This window comes from Clostridium sp. CTA-7 (assembly GCF_054768095.1).
In genome coordinates this window covers 194,750-216,773 of the sequence record NZ_BAAAAV010000003.1, presented here as the reverse complement: position 1 = coordinate 216,773, position 22,024 = coordinate 194,750, and the positions used below count along the sequence as shown (strand labels likewise).

The following is a 22,024-nucleotide window of genomic DNA, read 5'->3' as shown; positions in this document are numbered from 1 at the left end:
ATTAACAAAAATAATAAATTTAATTAAGGGAGAGATAAAGAAATGGGTAAAAAAATAGTTATTGTTGGTGGAGTTGCTGGTGGAGCTTCAGCAGCAGCAAGACTTAGAAGACTAGATGAAAGTAACCAAATAATAATGTTTGAAAGAGGTCCTCACGTATCATTTTCAAATTGTTGTTTACCATATCATTTAAGCGGACAAGTAGAAGATAGTGAAGATTTAGTTTTAATGAGACCAGATAAATTCTTTAGCCAATATAGAATTGATGCTAGAGTTTATACAGAAGTTGTAGCAATATATAGAGATAAAAAAGAAGTTAAAGTAAGAAATGTTGTATCTGGAGAAGAATACACTGAAAGCTATGACAAGCTAATACTTTCACCAGGGGCAAAGGCTATAGTTCCTCCAATAAAAGGAATTGAAGATGTTAATGTATTCACAATAAGAAATGTTGTAGATATAGCTAAATTAAATAACTTTATTAAAGATAATAGATGCAAAAAAGTTTCTGTAATAGGTGGAGGATTCATAGGTGTAGAAACTGCTGAAAACTTAAAAGAAGCTGGATATGAAGTAACATTAATAGAAGCAATGGATCAAATAATGAGACCATTTGATTATGATATGGTTCAAGTTTTACATAAGGCTATGTATGATAATGGAATAAATTTAATAGTTGGAGATAAAGTAAGCTCTTTTAAGAAAGATACTATTGTATTAGAATCTGGAAAAACTATAAAAGCAGACGCTGTAGTTATGGCAATAGGGGTAGCTCCAGAAACAGACTTAGTAAAAGAAGCTGGATTAGAAATAGGTGAAACTGGTGGCATAAAGGTTGACCAAAACTATTTAACTAACGATAAAGATATCTATGCTGTTGGTGATGCTGTAGAAGTATTCCATGCATTAACAAACCAAATAACTAAATTACCATTAGCAGGCCCTGCTCAAAAACAAGCAAGACATGTTGCAGATCATATTCACAGAAGACAAGTTAGAAATTCAGGATATATAGGATCTTCTTGTATTCAAGTATTTGATTTTAATGGAGCATCTACAGGTTTAACAGAAGGATTAATAACAGCTACAAATATGAATACTAAATATGAAGTAGTTAGAGTAATTCCACAAGATAAGGTTGGATTAATGCCAGGAAGTGAACCATTACACTTTAAGCTTATCTTCGAAGTTCCAACAGGAAGAATCTTAGGTGCACAAGCTATAGGTAGAGGTGCAGTGGATAAGAGAGTTGATATAATAGCTACTTTAATTAAAGTTGGTGGAACAATTGAGGACTTAAAAGATTTAGAACTTTGTTATGCACCTCCATTTGGAACAGCTAAAGATGTTGTTAACCATGCAGCATTAGTAGCATCAAACTTATTAGAAGGAACTTTCAAGCAAGTATATGTTGGACAAGTTAGAGAGTTAGTAGAACAAGGAGCATTTATTGTTGACGTTAGAGAAGTTAACGAGTATGCGCAAGGTCATATAAAGGATGCTAAAAATATTCCTTTAAGTGAAATAAGAGATAGATTAAGTGAAATACCAAAAGATAGACCAGTTTACTTACATTGTAGAAGTGCTCAAAGAAGTTACAATGCAGCCTTAGCATTACAACACTTAGGATATGATAATGTATTTAATGTTGCTGGTGGATTTATGGGAATATCTTTCTATGAGTATTACAATGACAAAGTATTAGATAGAGAACCAATAGTTACAGAATATAACTTTAACTAGTATGAAAATTATTAGAAAGTTCTTTATGAAGAACTTTCTAATAATTAATAAATAATAAAATATTTAACTATTTTGGAGGAGCTTATGAAGAAGAATCAGATATATATAGGGTTTTCGTTAGTATTAATAACTTTAGGGTTTGCATATTTTAAAGGGCAAGTAGATAGCAAACTAGCTTTATTCCTAATTACTGGATTAATGATAGGATATTCTCTTCAAAGATCAAGATTCGGTTTTGCTGGTGGAGTTAGAAAGCCAGTAATGATGGGAAATGCAGATTTTGTTAAGGCTTTACTTGTTTTATTTTCAATAACAGTTATAGTAACAGCTGGTATACATTATGCATCAAGTATAAAAGGTGGAGAAATAGCTTTCAGAGCTGCACAAGGTGCTAGCATAGTGCCAGGATCACAAAGTGTAAAACCAGCAACTTTAGGGTTATTTATTGGTGGATTACTATTTGGTATTGGAATGATTGCGGCTGGATGTTGTGCATCTGGAACTTTAACAGACATTGGAGAAGGCGCTGGAAGAGCAATAATAGTTTTACCGTTTTTTTGTATAGGTAGCGTTTTTGGTGTTTGGCATTTAGCAAGCTTAGAAAAAACATTTTTATATGAAAAGGCAATTACTGTGTATTTACCAGATCATTTTGGATATTTAGGTTCAATATTAGTATCTTTATTCTTATTTTTATTAATATATATTTTCGTTAATAAATATGAAAGTAAGAGAAAAGCTGAAGGTACATATAGAGAAGAGAATTATGCAGATTGGGAAAAGGAAATCGAAAAACAAAAAGATTATAAATTCTTTAGTAAAGAAACTTATCATTCTTTCTTTGTAAAGAGATGGTCATTTATGACTGGAGCTATTTGGATGGCAATTTTATTCATATTCATTTTAGTTACTACAAATAAGAGCTGGGGAGTTACTAGTACATTTGTAGAGTGGGGAATTTGGTTATTAAGTTTAGTTGGTATAAACTTTACTAATGTAGAAGCTTTAAATGGTGCAGTTAAAATAGTTAATAAGGGACTTTTAAATGACCCAGGATCATTAAGAAATATTGGAATAATTATAGGTGCCTTTATTTGTATGCTACTTGCAGCTAAATGTAAGTTTAACTTTAGATATAAATTAAAAGATATTGTTTCATATATAATTGCTGGTCTTATGATGGGATATGGTGCAAGATTAGCTGGTGGATGTAATGCTGGAGCATTGCTTGGAGGTATATCTAATTTATCATTATCTGGATGGACTTTCCTAGTAGCTATGGTTATAGGTGGTTTAATAGGAATTAAATTTGTTAAAAAGTGTGATATATCAATATAATAATTTTTATGATTTAAAAAACTATGTAGAATATATTACATAGTTTTTTATTTAGAAAAAGAGAGGTTAAATTATGAAGAGTAATTTAAGTAAATTTAACATATTTTCTATTGTTCTTGGTGGAATAATTGGATGGGGTTCTTTCATGTTACCAGGAACTAAATTTTTAAAAGAAGCAGGCGTTATAAATACTTTATTTGGTCTTGCTTTTGGTGCTTTATGCATTATCATAATTGAAAAAAATTATGTAGTGATGATGGATAGTCAAAATGAAGAAGGAGGAGAGTTTTCCTTTACATATAATAATTTAGGGGAAAAACACGGGTTTATTGTTGGATGGTTTCTTACATTAGCCTATTTTACAATGATTCCATTAAATGCAACTGCATTTCCACTAGTTATTAAGAAAATTTTTGGTGGTGTATTAGAATTTGGATACCTTTATAGCGTTGCCGGATTTGATATTTATATAGGTGATATTCTTGCATCTAGCTTTATAATCCTTGTATTTGCTTATTCAAATATAAAGGGATTAAAGGAGACTAGTAAGGTGCAAAATATAATAATAATAGCATTAATTTCTATGGTATTTATTGTTTTCGTTGGAATGATTTTAAAAGGAGATAGAGCTAAATTTAATGAGGTATATATAAGTAGCTATAAATTTGATTTGGGTGAGATTGCTAAAGTTTTTGCTATAACTCCATTTGCTTTTGTAGGTTTTGATGCAATACCACAACTATGTAAAGAATTTAATTTCTCAAATAGAAAAGCATCTTTAATAGCAGTAATTTCATTAATTATGGGAGCAATGATATATAATATATTAAATATAATAACTGCTTTAGCATACGCACCAAGCGAAGTTGCTAATTTGGAATGGGCAGCAGGAAGCGCTGTTATAAGTACTTTAGGTAAAGGAGCATTTATTATGTTAGTAATTGCATTATGTGCAGCTGTATGGAGTGGAATAAATGGATTTATGATATGCGGTTCAAAACTACTTGGTTCAATTGCTCAATATAATATGCTTCCAGAATCTATGGGGAAATTAAATAGTAATGGAGTTTTTAAGAACTCAATTATTTTCATAGTAATTGTTAGCTTGATTGCACCATGGTTTGGGAGAGAGGTTATTAGTTGGATAGTTGACATGTCTTCTTTAGGCGCATCTATTGCATATTTCTATGTATCACTAATTGCTTACAGAAAATGCAAAAACATAAGTGGAAAAATTTTCTCAGTTTTAGGTGTAGTTGTTAGTATAGTATTTATTTTATTATTACTACTACCAATGTCACCAGCAGGACTTGGAAAAGAATCAATAATTGCTCTTTTAGTTTGGAGTGCTCTTGGTTTAGGTTTCTATTTATTAGTTAATACTACTTCCAGATGTGAAGTGGATAATGGAAGTATTTAAAAGTATAGTGCATATAGGTTAATTGGCTGACCTAGGAACAGTTAATAACCATATAATTGGAAAATGTTATTTAGTTGAAAAAATAATTTTAAATAGTCAAGTACCACCAGCTTAGCTGGTGGTACTTGACTTTATTTATAAACTCATCATAAAATTTTTGCTTTAGTTTAAGTAAATTTAAAATAATTGTAGATATGAGAATGTATTAGCTATATTTATGATAAATTGGAATAAATAGAAAATTTTAATAAGAAAACGATTAAAACACTAGATATTTATGTTGATTTTATGTAATATTATATTAGTATTGGGAATAATTTCTAATACTAATTTGAGGGAGGGGATTTATATTATGAATATTCCTGTTTGGCATTATGTACTTTCAATGGCAATTTATTTTATTTTTCTTCTCTTCATGATTGAATTCATGAAGAACCACTATAAGTTTTCAGCTGTTTTTTGGGTTGCAGCATTATGTACTTTTCCAATTTGGCTTATGGGAGGTGTAAATGGCTGGTTCCGTTGGGCAAAAACATTTAGTGCTATACTTCCACTTGCAATAGGTGGATTCTTCCGTTTAGCTGATCAAGAACAATATCAAGGTAAATTTTGGGATCTCATGAGGAAGGATTGGATAGTTTGGTTTGTATATTTAGTATTATTCTTAAATATTGCTGAAGCTACACTAAAAGATGTTGCTTTAGGAAACTATGCTAATGCACTTTGTGGCTTATTATTATGTGTTACTATTCCATTCCCAAATGGAAGGAAATTCTTCAAATTAAGTGCTGAAGATAAGAGTATGTTTATAGCTTATACTACTGTAGCTTGGAATTTTCTATATACAACTTGGAATTTATGCTTTGTATATGGTGAAACTGGCAAATATTTTGCAAGCTCTATATGCATATTAATGGCAGCAGAAGTATATCCAATTATTAAAAGGAAACCTGAACTTTATATAGCTGCTCGTATTTATACATTATCAGCTCATGTGCTAATTAGAGCTTGTTTCCCTAACTTATTTCCAGCTGTAATGGATGCATCAACATGGATGAATGCAGATGTGTTATATGTATGGGGAATAGTTAACGCTATACTAATAATTCCTTATGTTTTCTGGTATATATGGCAACTGCACACAGGCAAGGCTGAACAAAGCTTCAGCAGAGGTAAAATTAAAGCAGTATAGGCATTATTCTAAATAATATATAAAGTTAGGGATTATAAAAATAAGGACAAGTATTCCTATAACCTGTGAAGTAATATTTATTTAAATAAAACAATAAAAAATATAAAATGTAAGGGGGATAGATTTAGTGAGAGTTTCATTAATACCTTCTCTCGCTAAAGAACAAATATGGCAAAGGAAAAAGTACTAGAGCTTGCTAATAAGATTGCTAAGACAAAACGTGGTTCAAAATCAGAGATTACAGAGAATCATCCAGAGTATAAAGCCCTAGAGCCTGTTGTTACAGAAAAAATGGCAGAAGTAGCACTTTATCTTGAATTTCGTAAACCGCAAAGTGCAGAAGAAGTAGCATCACTTTGTGGTAAATCTATAGAAGAAACATCTAAAATTTTATGGGAATTAGCTGTTTCAGGTGCCTGTCTAGTAGGTAACAAAGATGGGGTTGATAAATATTGGCTTGAAATTTGGGTTCCTGGACATATGGAACTTATAGTTAATCATCCACACAAAGAAGATATTAATAACTTTACTCAAATAGGTCAGGCATTTGATGAATACGGGAAAAGAAAAGCACCTATGGCAGCAGGTATTTTTCCAGTAGGAAAGGGGCCTATGCGTGTTATACCTATAGAAAAGGCTATTGAAGGAGAAACAAGAAGAGCATCTTATGAGGAAATTTCTAAATATCTAAATGAAAATACTGTTTTCTCAGTTTCAGACTGTTCTTGTCGTACAGCAAGAGAAGCCATGGGTGAAGGTTGTGGGCATTTAAAAGAAGACATGTGTATCCAGCTTGGAGATGCTGCTGAATACTATATACGTACAGGTAGAGGACGTAAGATTACCCGTGAAGAAGCTTTTGATATCATAAGAAGAGCAGAAGAAAATGGGCTTATGCATCAAATACCAAATACAGATGGTTCAGGAAAAACTCATGCAATCTGTAACTGCTGTGGTTGTTCTTGCTTAGCTACTAGAAATGCAGGAATGTTCTTACACAATGATTTTGTTCGTTCAAATTATATATCACAAATAGATAAAGACAAATGTGTTGCTTGTGGAGAATGTGTTAAGGTATGTCCTGTTAATGCTTTAAAATTAGGACAAAAATTATGTACTAAAACACCAATTATTGAAGAAAAAAGAGAAGAGTTCCCATCAAATACTGAATGGGGACCAGATAAATGGAATGTTGATTACAGAACTAACAGAGAAAATGTAGTTAAAACTGGTACAAGTCCTTGTAAAACCAATTGTCCAGCACATATAGCTGTTCAAGGATATATAAAGCTTGCTTCTCAAGGAAAATATAAAGAAGCACTTGAACTTATAAAAAATGAAAATCCATTTCCAGCAGTATGTGGACGTATTTGCCCACGAAAATGTGAATCTGCTTGCACAAGAGGTGATATTGATGAACCTGTTGCTGTAGATGAAATTAAAAAATTCATAGCAGAACAAGATTTAAATATGGAACATCGTTATGTGCCAAATAAAAGACATGAATATGGTAAAAAGATAGCTATTGTTGGAGCAGGACCTTCAGGTTTATCTTGTGCATATTACTTAGCTATTGATGGATACAAGGTAACTGTATTTGAAAAGCAAAAAGTACTTGGTGGTATGCTAACACTAGGTATTCCATCTTATAGATTAGAAAAGGATGTAATAAATGCTGAAATAGATATTTTAAGAGAATTAGGCGTAGAATTCAAAACTGGTGTTGAGGTTGGCAAAGATATAAGTCTTAAATACTTAAGAGATGAAGGATATAAAGCCTTCTATATTGCAATAGGTGCACAAGCAGGAAGAAACCTTGGTATAGAAGGAGAAGAGGCAGAAGGTGTTATGACTGGAGTTGATTTCTTACGTGAAGTTAACTTAGGAAATGAAATTAATTTAGATGGAGAAGTTGTTGTAATCGGTGGTGGTAATGTTGCAATTGACGTTGCAAGAACTGGTGCAAGAGTTGGTGCAGCTAAAACTTCTATGTTCTGTCTTGAATCAAGAAAAGAAATGCCTGCTTTAGATGAAGAAATAGATGAAGCTTTAGCTGAGGATATTGAAATAAATAATTCTTGGGGACCAAAGAGAATTCTAACTGAAAATGGTAAGGTAGTTGGAATTGAGTTTAAGAAATGTATTTCTGTTTTTGATGAAAATAAAAGATTCAATCCAAAGTTTGATGAAAAGGAAGTTAAGATTGTTAAGGCAAGCCATATATTAATTTCTGTTGGACAAGGAATAGGGTGGGGGAATCTTTTAGAGGGAAGTCAGGTAGAATTAAACCCAAATAAGACAATAAAGGCAGATTCATTTACATTGCAAACTAGAGAAAAAGATATATTTGCAGGTGGAGATGCAATGACAGGCCCAAGCTTTGCAATAGATGCCATTGCCATGGGTAAAGAAGCAGCTATTTCAATTCATCGGTATGTTCATCCAGGTCAAAGCTTAGTTAATGGACGTGATAGGAGAGCTTATCATGCACTAGACAAAGAAAACTTAATTTTTGCAAACTATGATCGTATGCCTAGACAAAGAGCACTCCATGTAGATGGTAAGAAATCAAAAGAAACATTCAAGGATTTACGCCATACTTTCACAGAAGAGCAAATGAAAAAAGAAACAGAACGTTGTCTTGGCTGTGGAGCTACAGTTAGAGACGAATACATGTGCATAGGCTGCGGAGCATGTACAATTAGATGTAAGTTTGGAGCCATATCACTTGTGAGAAAATATGATGAGGAAGGTGTAGAACTAAAAAAACTTAAGCCTATAGTTATTAAAAGTATGATTAAACGTAAATGTAGAATCACAGTTAGAAAAGTAAGGAAATTTTTTAAATAATAAAAACTTGCTCATATGTGATTACACAACTCTCATATCAACAAAAATGTCTAACAAAGCAAAGAACTAAATAAATTTTATTAATAGAAAAGTACACAATCTTAGTTGAATGTGTGCTTTTTTTCTTTGCCATAAGGTTTATATGAATACCAGGAAAATAAAACATTATAATTTACACGACTGATGGGATAAACCCTCATAGTTTTTTTATTTTATAATTTAATAATGATGAAGAAATTTTTGCGACAGAAGATAATCTTAAATTAAAAACTATTGACCTTGACCTTACGTCATGGAGTAATATATAGGTGTGACGTTACTAAATAAAATTTATTTTCTTTTGAGAGGATTTTTTTATGAAAGATAATTTAAAGAAACAATTTACTATTGGTGAATTTAGTAAGAAGGCAGGAGTTACTCTTAGGACTTTGAGATATTATGATAAGATTGATCTTTTAAAGCCTTCTTTTCATAATGAGTCGGGATATAGACTTTATAGTAAGAATGATTTTCCTAAACTTCAAAAAATCTTAACTTTAAAATTTATTGGGTTATCCCTAGATGAAATTAAAGATGTTATGAAAGAGGAAGTAAAGGAAAATGATTTTGAAAAGTCATTAAAGATACAAAAGAAAATTATTAAGGAAAAAATAAATCACGAATTGAATGTTATTCAGGCTATTGATGAGGCTTTGAAAATGATTGATACAGATAAAAATTTGAATTGGGATAAGTTTATTAACATTATCAATTTGATAAATAAAGATAATAAGTGGATGAAGCAGTATATAGATGCTTCTAATTTAAAGGCAAGGATAAATATTCATGATAAGTTCAGCACTAATAAGGAAGGTTGGATGGAGTGGTTTTTTAAGCAACTACCTTTAGAGACAAATTGCAAGGTTTTAGAGCTAGGTTGTGGTGATGGCAGCTTGTGGGCTAAGAATTATGAAAAGATACCTAAAGAATGGGAGATACATATTACTGATTTTTCAGAAGGTATGGTTGAAGATGCTAAATTAAATTTAAAGGCAAATTTAGATAGATTTCATTTTAAGGTTGAAGATGCTGAAAATATTTCTTATGAAGAGGAGACTTTTGATATAGTTATAGCGAACCATATGCTATATCACTTAAATGACATGGATAAAGCACTAAGCGAAATGCAAAGAGTTCTAAAAAAGGATGGATACATTTTTATATCTACTGTTGGTGAAAATCATATGAAGGAAATGAGAGAATTTTTATCAATGGTTGATAAGGAGATATTAGAAGCTGAAAGTTTTAATTTAACAAAGAAATTTCAAATTGAAAATGGGTTAGGTATCTTATCAAAGTTTTTTAAAGACATAGAGTGCAATCTATATATAGATAATTTAAAAATAACAGAAAAAGAAGCATTATTTCAATATATGCTTTCTATGGAAAGCGATATAGTTAAAAAAATAAGTGAAAATAAGTTGATGAAGTTAGACAAATTACTAGAGAAAGAGTGTTTTGACAATGGGTATATATACATATCAAAGCATACAGGATATTTCAAAGGAAAAAAATAGATTTAAAAAAGGATTATAAAAATAATGAGTCATTATTAATAAAGAAAAAAATACTACATTATTTATTAAAGTGTGACTAATTGCAAAGGAGAGATTTTAAATGTCAAGAAAAATACCGTTATCACCACCAGATATTACAGAAAGAGAAGTAGAAAGTGTTGTTCAGGTTTTAAAATCAGGATGGATTACAAGTGGCCCTAAGGTTTTAGAATTTGAGCAGAAAATAGCTGGTTACTGTGAAAACGAAAAAGCAGTGGCCTTAGGTAGTGGAACAGCTGGTATGGAGCTTATTTTAAAATTTTACGATATAAAAGAGGGGGATGAAGTAATAACCACACCTTATACTTACACCGCAAGTGCTAGCATTATTCTACATAGAGGAATAAAGCCAACCTTTGTAGATGTTGCTAAAGATAGTTTTATAATGGATTTAGATAAATTAGAGGAGGCAATAACTGAAAAAACTAAGGCAATAATAACTGTAGATTTTGCAGGTGTTCCTGTAGATTATGATAAGGTAAAAACAATACTTAAAAAGTTAAATAGAGAAGATATAATACTTATATCAGATTCAGCACACTCTTTTGGTGCAACTTATAAAGGAAAAAAAGTTGGATCTCAATATGATTTCCATGTATTCTCATTTCATGCAGTTAAGAATTTAACTACAGCTGAAGGTGGAGGAATAACATTTAATAACAATAATTTTCATGGAAAAGAAGATTTATATAAAGAGTTTAAATATATAGCACTACATGGGCAAACAAAGGATGCTTTATCTAAGATGAAAGCTGGTGCTTGGCAATATGATATAGTAACAGATGGATTTAAATGCAATATGTCTGATTTACATGCAGCTATAGGTGTGTCTCAATTAGATAGATATGAGGAAATGTTAGATAGAAGAAGAGCAATATTTGAGATTTACAACAAAGCTTTAGAAGATAAGGAGTGGGCTATAATACCTTTCTCTAAAAATGAGGAGATGGAAACATCATATCATTTATATCCATTAAGAATAAAAGGATTTGAGGAAAGTGATAGAGCAAATGTTATAGAAATATTAGCTGAAAAAGATATACCTACAAATGTTCACTTTATACCACTGCCAATGTTTACGCTATATAAAAATTTAGGGTATAAAATAGAAGATTATCCCAATGCATATAATCAATATAAAAATGAAATAACATTACCAGTGTACTCAACCTTATCTTTAGAGGATGCTAAGTATGTAATTGAGGAGCTTATTAAAGCTGTAGAAGAGGTAAAATAAAGTTTGAATTTTAAGTTACATTTAAAAAGGAGAGATTTATGATAAAAGTAGGATTTTATACATCACAAAGAGAATACGAAGAGAAAATGGCTGAGTTTAATGAAGCTATGATAAATTCAATAAAAAATGGAGTTAAAACTTTAGGTGAAGATGTTATAGCTTTTGAAAAAGAAGTTCAAGACTTTGCAAAGGTAAAACACGCTATGGGTGTTGCTTCAGGGACAGATGCTTTAGTTATTACAGCTGATATATTAGGATATAAGGATGAAAAAGAGATAATAACATCTCCATTTACTTTCTTAGCATCTACCTCATGTATTGCAAAGCATAGAGGAAAACCAGTATTTGTAGATATAGATGAAGAAACCTTCAACATAGACACTAGAAAAATAGAAGAAAAAATAACAAAAAATACAGTAGGGCTAATTCCAATACATTTATTCTGCCAAATGGCTAATATGGATGATATTATGGATATAGCAAAAAGACATGATTTATCTGTATTAGAAGATGCAGCAGAAGCTTTTGGTATGCAATGGAAAGGTAAGGATGATACATACAGACACGCAGGTACTATAGGTGACATGGGTATCTATTCATTCTTTCCAACTAAAACACTAGGAGCTTATGGTGACGGTGGATTAATAGTTACAAATAATGATGAACTTGCAGATATTACTAAAATGTATAGAGTTCACGGAGCTAAAAAGAAATATCACTATGAGTATATAGGATATAACTCAAGATTAGATAACATACAAGCAGCAATTTTACGCGTTAAATTAAAATATATAAATGAGGCACTAGAAAAGAGAAGTCAAATCCATGACTTATACGTTGAAAGATTAAAGGATATATCAGAAATTACCTTACCAAAAATCAAAGGTGATCAAATACCTGTTTATTATGTATTTAACATAACCTGCCATAAGAGAGATGAATTAAATCAATATTTAAATGAGCAAGGAATAGGTACTAGCATATACTATCCAATTCCACTACATCTTCAAAAGTGCTTTAGCTACTTAGGATATAAAAAAGGAGATTTTCCAGTAGCTGAAAGAGTATCAGAAAGAATATTAGCGCTGCCAATTTACCCAGAGTTAACTATACAAGAAATAGATTATGTCTGTGAGAAAATAAGAGAATTCTATAGAAAATAGTTACTTAGCATAATGAATGATGAAACGTATCATAAATGACGTAGACCTTACCATAATAAGAAAAATAATTATACTACAATAAATGATGCCACTTAAAATTTAAAATATAGATAAAATATTACAGGATAATTATAAAATAAAACTTACAAATAATTGTATAATTTTAAAAAATTATCATAGAGAGAAATCCTAAGAGAATTAGAGAAAATCGTATATTCTATATGTGTAATATTCTCAGAATACTTAAACTTAGTGGATAGTTACCATCATGAAAAACACGAAAATCTAAAATGTTAGATTTTCGTGTTTTTTTATTCTATAAGAAGTTATATATGTTAGTAGTATTGATAAAAAATAAATTTAAATTAATATTTAAATTTTATCTATAATTTTTGACTGTAATACTAAGAATAATATAGTACTCAATGGCAAATATAAATATTACAAGAGGTGAGAAAGAAATGAGTAATAAACATAAAAATAGTAAGAAGAAAATGGCATCTTTAGGGCTCAGAAAAGATGAAAATGGAGATTATAAATATATTGATCCTAATGATACAACTTCAGAATTTGTTCCAGTAAGAAATAATAAATCAAAGTCTACAAAAGATTAATGAGTATACAGAAAAAAACTATATAGAGGTTAATTGCAATTATATAGAAAAAATAGACTATGTTTTAAACTAGTGTTGATAATTACATAGTAAAGTGGACCATTATACTCCTATCCACTTTACTGGGTAATTCATATAACATTAGTTTTAATGGTGTAGTTTATATATTATTTAATTTTATAAATCAAAAGTCCATCCCATTTCTTGTAGTTTATCTAATATATCTTTAGGGATATCATTTACACTACCTCTTTCTATAAGTTTACAACTATATATTTGAGTTTGTGCAGGATAAGTTTCGTTAATTAAATCGTAAGTGATTTCAATTTTATCTCCACTTTTCAAATCATCAAAAATATTTTCTTTACCTGTTTTGTTACCAATAAGAGTTGGACTGCTATCCTCACCAATAATAATATTGCTTCCGTTAATTGACTTTAAATATATACCAGTCATAGAAATTTTACTATTTACAGAACATCCTACAAGTAGAATTATACTGAATGTAAGTAGGAAAAAATATACTAATAGTTTTTTCATATCTCATACCTCCTATTATATACTTATTAGATATTTTATTTGATTTAAAAGTTCCAAATAATAAGTTATAATTATTGATTTGCTATATTATACATATTTTATGCTCATAAATTCCTCATAGAATTCTTCTTTTCCTTTAAGCATCTCATCAGAATATTTTCATTTATTGCAGTAATAGATTTATATTTTTCGATTATTAATTTTATTCTTTTCTTTTTATTTTTAATTCACTCATTGTTTTTAGCAAACTTATACATTTTATGGTTGTAATATCTAGGACAAGTAATTTTCTATTAGATTTGCTCAATGATTTCTTTCATCTTTCTAGGCGGTAATGTCTTTGTGGCGAATTTATTTTTAGCAATGATGCTGTAACAATTATAAAAACAAATGAGATTAATAATAGAAATCTAATAACTTGCTACATATAATATACTGAAGAATTTATATAGATAATATATTTAAATTTTAATAGAGGAAAGTTCTAACTAAATAATAGGAGTGATTAAGATGGAAGAAAAGCAAGATAAAAAGAAGGAAACGAATGAGAGCGAAGATAAAGTTTGTATTACTAAGTCCGTATGCCCTAAATATAATACAATAACAGAACAGTGTGAAATTGGGCCTTTAACACCAGAACAGAGGCGCATTGAGGCCTTTGAAAAACGAACTGAGTCTGCTTTATTTCAGAAGAACTTGATTCTTCAGGGACAAAGATGCAATAATGATGAAATTTTATATGTAAACAAGATTGGAAATTATACAAAAGCTTTACCTCATAATTTGTTAGGAGAAGTAAATTTAGATGCCTACAATATTTGGATAAGGGCATTAACTACTGCAAATCCAGAAAAATTTAATTTGATACCACTAGGAGGGAGTAGAAAATTCGTTAACCCTCAGGCCTCATATGCGTACGAGATGGTAGGATCAGATTCTAACCATCTTACTATAGCACCAGCTCCGAGCTTTTCCAGTGCTATAGAAGCAAGTGAAATGGCTGAGGATTATTGGATGGCTTTAATTCGTGATATCCCTTTTGTAGATTATGATACCAACCCTATAACTAAGGCTGCAACCGAGGATTTATCAAAGTTTTCGGTTTTTGATGGTCCTAAGTGCAAATGCAAAGTCACTACGGAAACATTATTCCGTGGTAATGCCCCTGGAGCTTTGGAAGGACCATATGTTTCGCAGTTCCTCTTAAAGGATATTCCTTTTGGGGCAAAAACTATAACACAGAAATACACTGTACCTATGGAAAAAATCGATTATATGACCTCATATAATGAATGGCTTAATATACAGAATGGACAGGCACCCTCTTCAGTATTAAAACTTGACCCGCTATCTCGATATATTAGTAATGGCAGAGACCTCGGCGAATATGTCCATAAAGACACCAGCATTCAGGCGGCACTAACGGCTTGTTTGATACTACTAGGCTTTGGTCAGGAAGCTGTATCTTTAAGTAATCCCTATCTATTTTCAAAAACCCAGGAGGGGTTTGTTACCTTTGGTACTGCACATGTTTTGGATTTTGTGACTCGTGCAGCCAGGATGGCACTTGAAGCAACCTGGTTCCAAAAGTTTTTGGCTCATAGAAGATTAAGACCAGAAGAGTTTGGGGGATGCATACAAAATCTTAAGATAGGTGCCGCAAAGCATCCGATTAATCAGGAATTATTATATTCAAGGGTATTAGAGATAGTATTCAAAAAATATGGAACCTATCTTCTACCTATGGCCTATCCTGAAGGATGCCCAGCTCATCCTGCATATCCTGCAGGTCATGCAGCTCAGATTGGAGCAGGTGTAACTATTCTAAAAGCATTTTTCAATGAGGATTATATTATTCCTAATCCAGTAGTAGCTAGTGTCGACGGACTTAATTTACAACCATATCTTGAGGATAATTTAAAAGTAGGAGGAGAATTAAATAAGCTTGCTTCTAATATTTCTCTTGGAAGAGATTTTGTAGGGGTTCACTGGCGTTCAGACGGCTTAGAGGGAATGAAACTTGGAGAAGCTGTGGCAATAGGATTACTTCAGGACTATAGAAGCACCTATAATGAAGAGTTTCAAGGTTTTTCCTTCACAAAGTTTGATGGTACAAAGGTAACAATTTAAAAAATATGCTTATAAAATATGTAATAATAAATTATTAAATAAAGAGACTATCGTTAAATGATTAAAAATTTAATGATGGTTTCTTTTATTAGAAGAAAATTTCCTCTATTAAGAAAAAATTTTTTATTGTAAATAAAATGTTAAAAACTAGAAATAATTTAAGAAACATGTTATCTTAAATAAAGAGAATATTTAGAAAAAATAATGGTATTTTTAAAGAATATAAATTATAAATGCAAAAAGTAACGAGTTTATTTAAGTAATTCAGAAAAACATATATATTAATTTTAAATAAAGGCTAAAGCTACTTTAGGTTTTGGAGGATAGAAATGAAATATAGTGTTAAGGATTTGTCAAATATATTGGGAATAACAACAAGTGCAATTCATTTTTTTGAAAAAGAAAATTTGATTAAGGTAAATAAGGAGAAAAATGGATGGAGATATTATAATGTAGTAGATGTATTTCGCCTATTATCTTATACAAAGTATAAAAATATGGAAATGCCTATGAAGGCTATTGTTAAGCAGTTTAGTGGTGAAGACAGTAGCTATTTATCTACTAAGGATAGGATGGAAGAATATAAAAAAAAGGCAGAAGAAAAAAGTAAGTATTATAAAGAGCTTGCAGACTCAATAGAAGAAAATTTAAAAAGTATACGCCTTATTAATGAACTGCTTAATAAATATGAGTTTGTTAAATCTCCAGAAATATTAATGTTGTATGATGATGAGTGTGGATGGATTTCTAGAGATAGACGAGCTCAAAAGATGGTCCAACAGTGCGTTAAAGCAATGCCAATAGTTCAGCTAGGTGTAATTAAGCATAGAGATAGTAATATATGCAATTTTGGATATATGGTTTTAGAGAAGCATATAGATAAGTTTAACATTTCTGTGGACTTGCATAGGAAGAATTTAAAAGCTACTTCATGCATTCATACAATTCAAGTTATTGATGATGAATTAACAAAGAGTCCTGAAGTAGCTTTTAAAAGTGCGAAGGAGTATGCGAGTGCTAGAGGATTTGAAATTATAGGAGATATGGTTGGAAAGATTCTTCTTGTAGATGTTGAGAAACCAGCTAAATTACATACTTATATAGAAATATGGATACCTATAAAATAAATTACTTGATAAAATTATCACAATAACTATTGAAGTTAAAGTTCCTTTATGTTCTATAATGATTTTTAGATGGAGGTATTGCCAATCATAAAATTATTTTAGAGGGAGAGGGATGTCTTATGATAAAAGAAAAGTACAAAGTTTTATTTGAACCAATTAAAATAGGTAACTTAGAAATAAAAAATAGGTTTGTTTTAGCACCAATGGGGCCAGGTGGATTATGTAATTCTGATGGAAGTTTTAATGAAAAAGGGGAAGAGTTCTATGTTGAACGTGCTAAAGGTGGTACAGGTTTAATAATGACAGGTGTTACTATGGTTGAAAATGACATTGAAAAATGTGCATTACCATCAATGCCATGTCCGACTTTAAATCCTCTTAACTTTATAACAAGAGGAAAGAGTATGACTGAACGTGTTCATGCTTATGGATCAAAGATATTTTTACAGTTATCAGCTGGATTTGGACGTGTAAGTATTCCATCAATTGTTGGTAAAACAGCAGTTGGACCATCTGCAATTCCACACAGATTTTTAAAGGATGTAGTATGTCGTGAACTTACAACTGAAGAAGTAAAAGAATATGTTAGAAAATTTGGAGAATCAGCAGAAATAGCTAAAAAAGCTGGTTTTGATGGTATAGAAATACATGCTGTTCATGAAGGATATTTACTTGATCAGTTTGCAATTTCATTCTTTAACAACAGAACAGATGAATATGGCGGAAGCTTAGAAAATAGATTGCGTTTTGCTTGTGAAATAGTTCAAGAAATAAAGAAAAGATGTGGAGAAGATTATCCAGTATCTTTAAGATACAGCATTAAGAGTTTTATAAAAGACTGGTGTAAGGGTGGTCTACCAGGTGAAGAATTCGAAGAAATGGGAAGAGATATTCCAGAAGGAATAGAAGCAGCTAAAATATTAGTTGCTGCAGGATATGATGCCTTAAATGCAGATGTTGGATCATATGATTCATGGTACTGGAGCCATCCACCAATGTATCAAAAAAAGGGATTATATTTACCATATAATGAAATTCTTAAGAACGCAGTAGATGTTCCAATAATTACAGCAGGAAGAATGGAAGATCCTGAATTAGCAAGTGATGCTATATTATCAGGAAAGACAGATATGATTGGACTTGCAAGACCATTACTTGCAGATGCTGAAATTCCTAATAAAATATTAGCAGATGACTATAAGAATGTTCGTCCGTGTTTATCTTGTCAAGAAGGATGTATGGGAAGATTACAGAATTTTGCAAATATAACATGTGCAGTTAATCCAGCATGCTGTAGAGAAAAGGAATTAGAACTTAGAAAAGCTGATGAAAAGAAAAAAGTACTGGTTATTGGAGGAGGCATTGCAGGATGTGAAGCTGCAAGAGTAGCTGCAATAAGAGGACATGAAGTAGAAGTTTTTGAAAAATGTGACAGATTAGGTGGGAACCTAGTAGCAGCAGGAGCTCCAGATTTTAAGGAAGATGATATAGCACTTGTTGAATGGTATGAATTACAATTAGAAAAGCTTGGCGTAAAAGTAAAATACAATATAACTGTTACAGAAGAAATAATTAAAGCAACTGATGCAGATACAATTATAGTAGCTACAGGATCTACTCCAAGAAGATTAACTATTGAAGGAACAGAAAATGTATATACTGCAGAAGAAGTATTACTTAAGAAAAAAGATGTAGGAAACTCTACTATAGTAATAGGTGGAGGACTAGTAGGATGTGAAACTGCTTTATGGCTAAAAGACATGGGCAAAGATGTAACTATTGTTGAAATGATGGGTGATATATTACAAGTTGGTGGACCTTTATGCCATGCAAACCACGATATGTTAAAAGAGTTAGTAACTTTCAAGAAGATTAATGTAAGATGTGGATCTAAAGTAATAAAAGCAACAGAAGAAGGATTTTTAATTGAAGGTAAAGAATCTCAAGAAATAGTTAAAGCTGATTCAGCAATCGTTGCAATTGGATATGACTCAGAAAATTCACTATACGATAAAATTAAATTCTTACACACTAATATTAGAATGATTGGTGATGCAAACAAAGTTCAAAACATAATGTATGCTATATGGGATGCATATGAAGTAGCAAGAAATATCTAATCAATAACTTAATTTTAAGCTCTGATTGAATTATTTAGTCAATAATTTAATCAGAGTTTTTATGTTTTAAAAGAAATAATAGTTAAATTATTTTGTAAATCAAAACAATCCTATGATAAAATGTAATAAATATTTGCCTTAGGGGGATCATAACTTTGAACATAAAAGAAAAAATTAAAAAACTGCCTTCTTCACCTGGAGTATATCTTATGAAAGATTCCTTAGATACTATTATCTATGTAGGAAAATCTAAAAATCTAAGAAGTAGAGTTGGATCCTATTTTATAAATTCGAAATCTCATTCTCCAAAGGTAATAAAATTAGTGAAAAATCTTAAGAACTTTGATTATATTCTAACAGATACGGAATTTGAAGCTTTATTGCTTGAATGTAAATTAATTAAGGAAATTAAACCAATATATAATAGACAAATGAAAAGTCCAAAAGGTTATTGTTATATCAAAATAAAAATGAACGAAAAATATCCAGATATTGAAATATGCAACGATCTTAACAGTTCTGATGGAGAGCTTTATTTTGGACCTTATACTAATAAGAATACTGTAGAAAAAGCTCTTTACGGTATAAAAGAACATAGTAAAATTTTGTGTACTAATGCTTCTAGAAAGGCTTCAGGCTGTCTAAAGTATTCTATGAACTTGTGTATTGGTATGTGCACAGCCAATCCTTCTAAAGATCATTATTTTGCTTTAGTAGAAAAAGTGATAAAATTGCTTAATGGCACTGATTTGACTATTTTGGAAGAAATGGAGCAGGAAATGAATATTGCTGCTGCAAACCTTGATTTTGAAGGTGCAGCTAAATATAGAGATTATATAAAAGCAGTAAAGCATTTGATAAGTACTGCAAAAATTATTAGATTTACAGAAGCTAATAAAAATATTGCTTTGGTAGAGTTTCTAAATAATAAAGAAATTAAGTTTTTTCTAATAAGATATAATAAACTGCTTTTCAGTGAAAGGTATAAACTTAGCAATCTTAGTATTAATGAAATAAAGCATAAATTTAAAAGTAATATTATATCCCATTTCAGTGATGCTTTGAAAAGTTCAGTTAATGTTGGTAAGGATGAAATAGATGAGGCTCATATAATATATAATTATTTAAAAAGTAAAGAAAGTACATGTAAATATATAGCTATTCTAGAACAATGGATTAATGATATGGATAGCTTAAGTGTTGACAGAGCTATTGATGAATTTATTTCAGATAATTTGTAATTAACCATAAGAATTCTTATATAAGCGTAGAATGTGATACAGTGAACAATACCATAAATAAGTACGTTTTTTACCAATAAAGTAAGGGCAGTGTAATATATATGACTATTAATTATATAAACTCTTTAAAAAATGTAAGTTAAAAAGCCAGCAAGGTTTATCGTAAAATCCACCATAACTAAAATAAAGTGTTATAGTGGGTTCTTATATTTATAGAGTGATTAACAAATTAATATTAAGCTTAATATAATGTAATATTAATTTAAGGAGAAAATTATAGTGGATAATAGTATAAAAAAAGATTATAGGACAATAGGGCCAACTAATTTGTATGCTTATTTTATTGGAGAAAACCCAGTTACTTCATTTAATCCTATAAGCGTATATCCTCAAGTAAGTGAAAGTGCATTTATAGGGCCATTTTCAAGTGTAATAGGTGATGTAGCAATAAAAGAGAATGTATTTGTCGGTGCTAATGTAGTGATAAGAGCAGATGAGGGAACACCATTTTATATAGGTTACAATTCTAATATACAAGATGGAGCAATATTACATGGGCTAAGAGATGCTAAATACTATGTAAATGGTGTAGGGTATTCAATATATATTGGCAATAAAGTAAGTATAACTCATGGAGCATTAATTCATGGGCCAGCTATTGTAGGAAATAACACATTTGTTGGATTTAATTCAATTGTATTTAACGCTATAGTAGAGGACAACTGTTATATCGATATTGGAGCAATAGTAACAGGGGGAATTAGGATAGCTGCAAATAGGTATGTTCCAATTGGAGCAATTATAAATACACAAGCTAAGGCAGATAATCTTTTAGAAGTACCAAAGGAAAGATCAGATTTTTCAGAAAAGGTTATTAAAGTTAATGTAGAGCTTTCAGAAGTTTACGATTTGAAATTTGGTGATACACGTTGTAGTTGTGGTCTTTGTTGTAAGCATAGTACCTTAATTCACAATTAGGGAAAATTCATAGTTAATAACTTGTTTTATTATTAATGCAAGCAATATTATATACATTTGTCAGTTATAAAAGGTAGGATATATAAATATTCTATCTTTTTTGCTAACAAAAAAATAGCACTTGTTACTGATATGGAAAACTGCATCACAAATAAGTGAGTAAAGAGTTGATATGTAAACTTAAATTTTGTTAAGTAACTAAATTTACCATATAAAAATAGAATATTACAAACAGTAATAAGCAGTGAAATTATTATATTCTACATACTCTACCTTTGGTGGGTTCTTTTCTTTTAGACAGGGATTTTACCATTATATTTACTTAATTTCCCTCTCTCATTCTTTATTGCATACCAATATAGATAAAATAAATGTCTTCTTAGAGAAATCTCTATATTTCAGCTTAAGAAATTAAAATGGGTAGCACAATAAAATTTTATGAATAATATATATTATGAAAAACAGTATGGGGTAGGTAATTAAAATGAAAATAAAAATATTAAAAGGCTCAAATACCCAAAAACTAGAATGTGAAGTTAATGAGTTTATCAAAGATAAATGTATTATAAATATAAGTTATGAGATAGCTGTTTCGAGGATGAATGATAGATATGTAAATACTTTGGTAATTATAATTTTATACGATGAACAGGATCATTGTGGATATTTAGATCTTGATTCAATACTAGATTTAAAAAATAACAAAACTAATTAAAAGAAAAAGAGTGGAGGACAA

Annotated in this window: 16 protein-coding genes; 15 read left to right on the top strand and 1 reads right to left on the bottom strand. The window is 30.4% G+C overall.

Annotated elements, in window-relative coordinates; genetic code table 11:
* The first annotated feature begins 42 nt into the window (after positions 1 to 42).
* The 9 genes from ACYUEX_RS07105 (at position 43) to ACYUEX_RS07065 (ending at position 13,152) form a co-directional block, all read left to right on the top strand.
* On the top strand, positions 43 to 1,743 hold the full coding sequence (locus ACYUEX_RS07105) for an FAD-dependent oxidoreductase (RefSeq protein ID WP_460287292.1): 1,701 nt from the start codon (positions 43 to 45) through the stop codon (positions 1,741 to 1,743).
* An 84-nt stretch (positions 1,744 to 1,827) separates the two neighbouring features.
* On the top strand, positions 1,828 to 3,081 hold the full coding sequence (locus ACYUEX_RS07100) for a YeeE/YedE family protein (protein ID WP_460287290.1): 1,254 nt from the start codon (positions 1,828 to 1,830) through the stop codon (positions 3,079 to 3,081).
* A 73-nt stretch (positions 3,082 to 3,154) separates the two neighbouring features.
* Entirely contained in the window at positions 3,155 to 4,501 is a 1,347-nt protein-coding gene (locus ACYUEX_RS07095; protein ID WP_460287288.1) for an APC family permease, read from the top strand.
* A gap of 352 nt (positions 4,502 to 4,853) precedes the next feature.
* Entirely contained in the window at positions 4,854 to 5,693 is an 840-nt protein-coding gene (locus tag ACYUEX_RS07090; protein ID WP_460287286.1) for a hypothetical protein, read from the top strand.
* A gap of 168 nt (positions 5,694 to 5,861) precedes the next feature.
* A complete protein-coding gene (locus tag ACYUEX_RS07085) occupies positions 5,862 to 8,543 on the top strand; it encodes an FAD-dependent oxidoreductase (protein WP_460287284.1) in 2,682 nt (893 codons plus the stop codon).
* Positions 8,544 to 8,899: 356 nt separating this feature from the next.
* Positions 8,900 to 10,099, top strand: a complete 1,200-nt coding sequence (locus tag ACYUEX_RS07080; RefSeq protein ID WP_460287282.1) for a MerR family transcriptional regulator — start codon at positions 8,900 to 8,902, stop codon at positions 10,097 to 10,099.
* Positions 10,100 to 10,199: 100 nt separating this feature from the next.
* Entirely contained in the window at positions 10,200 to 11,375 is a 1,176-nt protein-coding gene (locus ACYUEX_RS07075; RefSeq protein WP_460287280.1) for a DegT/DnrJ/EryC1/StrS family aminotransferase, read from the top strand.
* A 41-nt stretch (positions 11,376 to 11,416) separates the two neighbouring features.
* A complete protein-coding gene (locus ACYUEX_RS07070) occupies positions 11,417 to 12,538 on the top strand; it encodes a DegT/DnrJ/EryC1/StrS family aminotransferase (RefSeq protein ID WP_460287680.1) in 1,122 nt (373 codons plus the stop codon).
* Between the two features lie 461 nt (positions 12,539 to 12,999).
* A complete protein-coding gene (locus tag ACYUEX_RS07065; RefSeq protein WP_460287278.1) occupies positions 13,000 to 13,152 on the top strand; it encodes a hypothetical protein in 153 nt (50 codons plus the stop codon).
* Between the two features lie 177 nt (positions 13,153 to 13,329).
* Here the strand turns inward: ACYUEX_RS07065 and ACYUEX_RS07060 are convergent, their stop codons facing one another.
* Positions 13,330 to 13,692: a hypothetical protein gene (locus ACYUEX_RS07060; RefSeq protein ID WP_460287276.1), complete on the bottom strand. Its 363-nt coding sequence runs from the start codon at positions 13,690 to 13,692 to the stop codon at positions 13,330 to 13,332.
* A 510-nt stretch (positions 13,693 to 14,202) separates the two neighbouring features.
* Here ACYUEX_RS07060 and ACYUEX_RS07055 point away from each other — a divergent pair.
* The 6 genes from ACYUEX_RS07055 to ACYUEX_RS07030 all read left to right on the top strand — a co-directional run bounded on the left by ACYUEX_RS07055 (position 14,203) and on the right by ACYUEX_RS07030 (position 22,003).
* Entirely contained in the window at positions 14,203 to 15,822 is a 1,620-nt protein-coding gene (locus ACYUEX_RS07055) for a vanadium-dependent haloperoxidase (RefSeq protein WP_460287274.1), read from the top strand.
* 329 nt (positions 15,823 to 16,151) lie between these two features.
* A complete protein-coding gene (locus ACYUEX_RS07050) occupies positions 16,152 to 16,949 on the top strand; it encodes a MerR family transcriptional regulator (protein ID WP_460287272.1) in 798 nt (265 codons plus the stop codon).
* A 122-nt stretch (positions 16,950 to 17,071) separates the two neighbouring features.
* Positions 17,072 to 19,069: an oxidoreductase gene (locus ACYUEX_RS07045; RefSeq protein ID WP_460287679.1), complete on the top strand. Its 1,998-nt coding sequence runs from the start codon at positions 17,072 to 17,074 to the stop codon at positions 19,067 to 19,069.
* A gap of 155 nt (positions 19,070 to 19,224) precedes the next feature.
* Positions 19,225 to 20,310, top strand: coding sequence for a UvrB/UvrC motif-containing protein (locus ACYUEX_RS07040; RefSeq protein WP_460287270.1), 1,086 nt, complete (start codon positions 19,225 to 19,227; stop codon positions 20,308 to 20,310).
* A gap of 279 nt (positions 20,311 to 20,589) precedes the next feature.
* Positions 20,590 to 21,288: an LbetaH domain-containing protein gene (locus tag ACYUEX_RS07035; protein WP_460287268.1), complete on the top strand. Its 699-nt coding sequence runs from the start codon at positions 20,590 to 20,592 to the stop codon at positions 21,286 to 21,288.
* 484 nt (positions 21,289 to 21,772) lie between these two features.
* Complete coding sequence (locus tag ACYUEX_RS07030) at positions 21,773 to 22,003, top strand: hypothetical protein (protein ID WP_460287266.1); 231 nt, start codon at positions 21,773 to 21,775, stop codon at positions 22,001 to 22,003.
* The last annotated feature ends 21 nt before the right edge of the window (positions 22,004 to 22,024 follow it).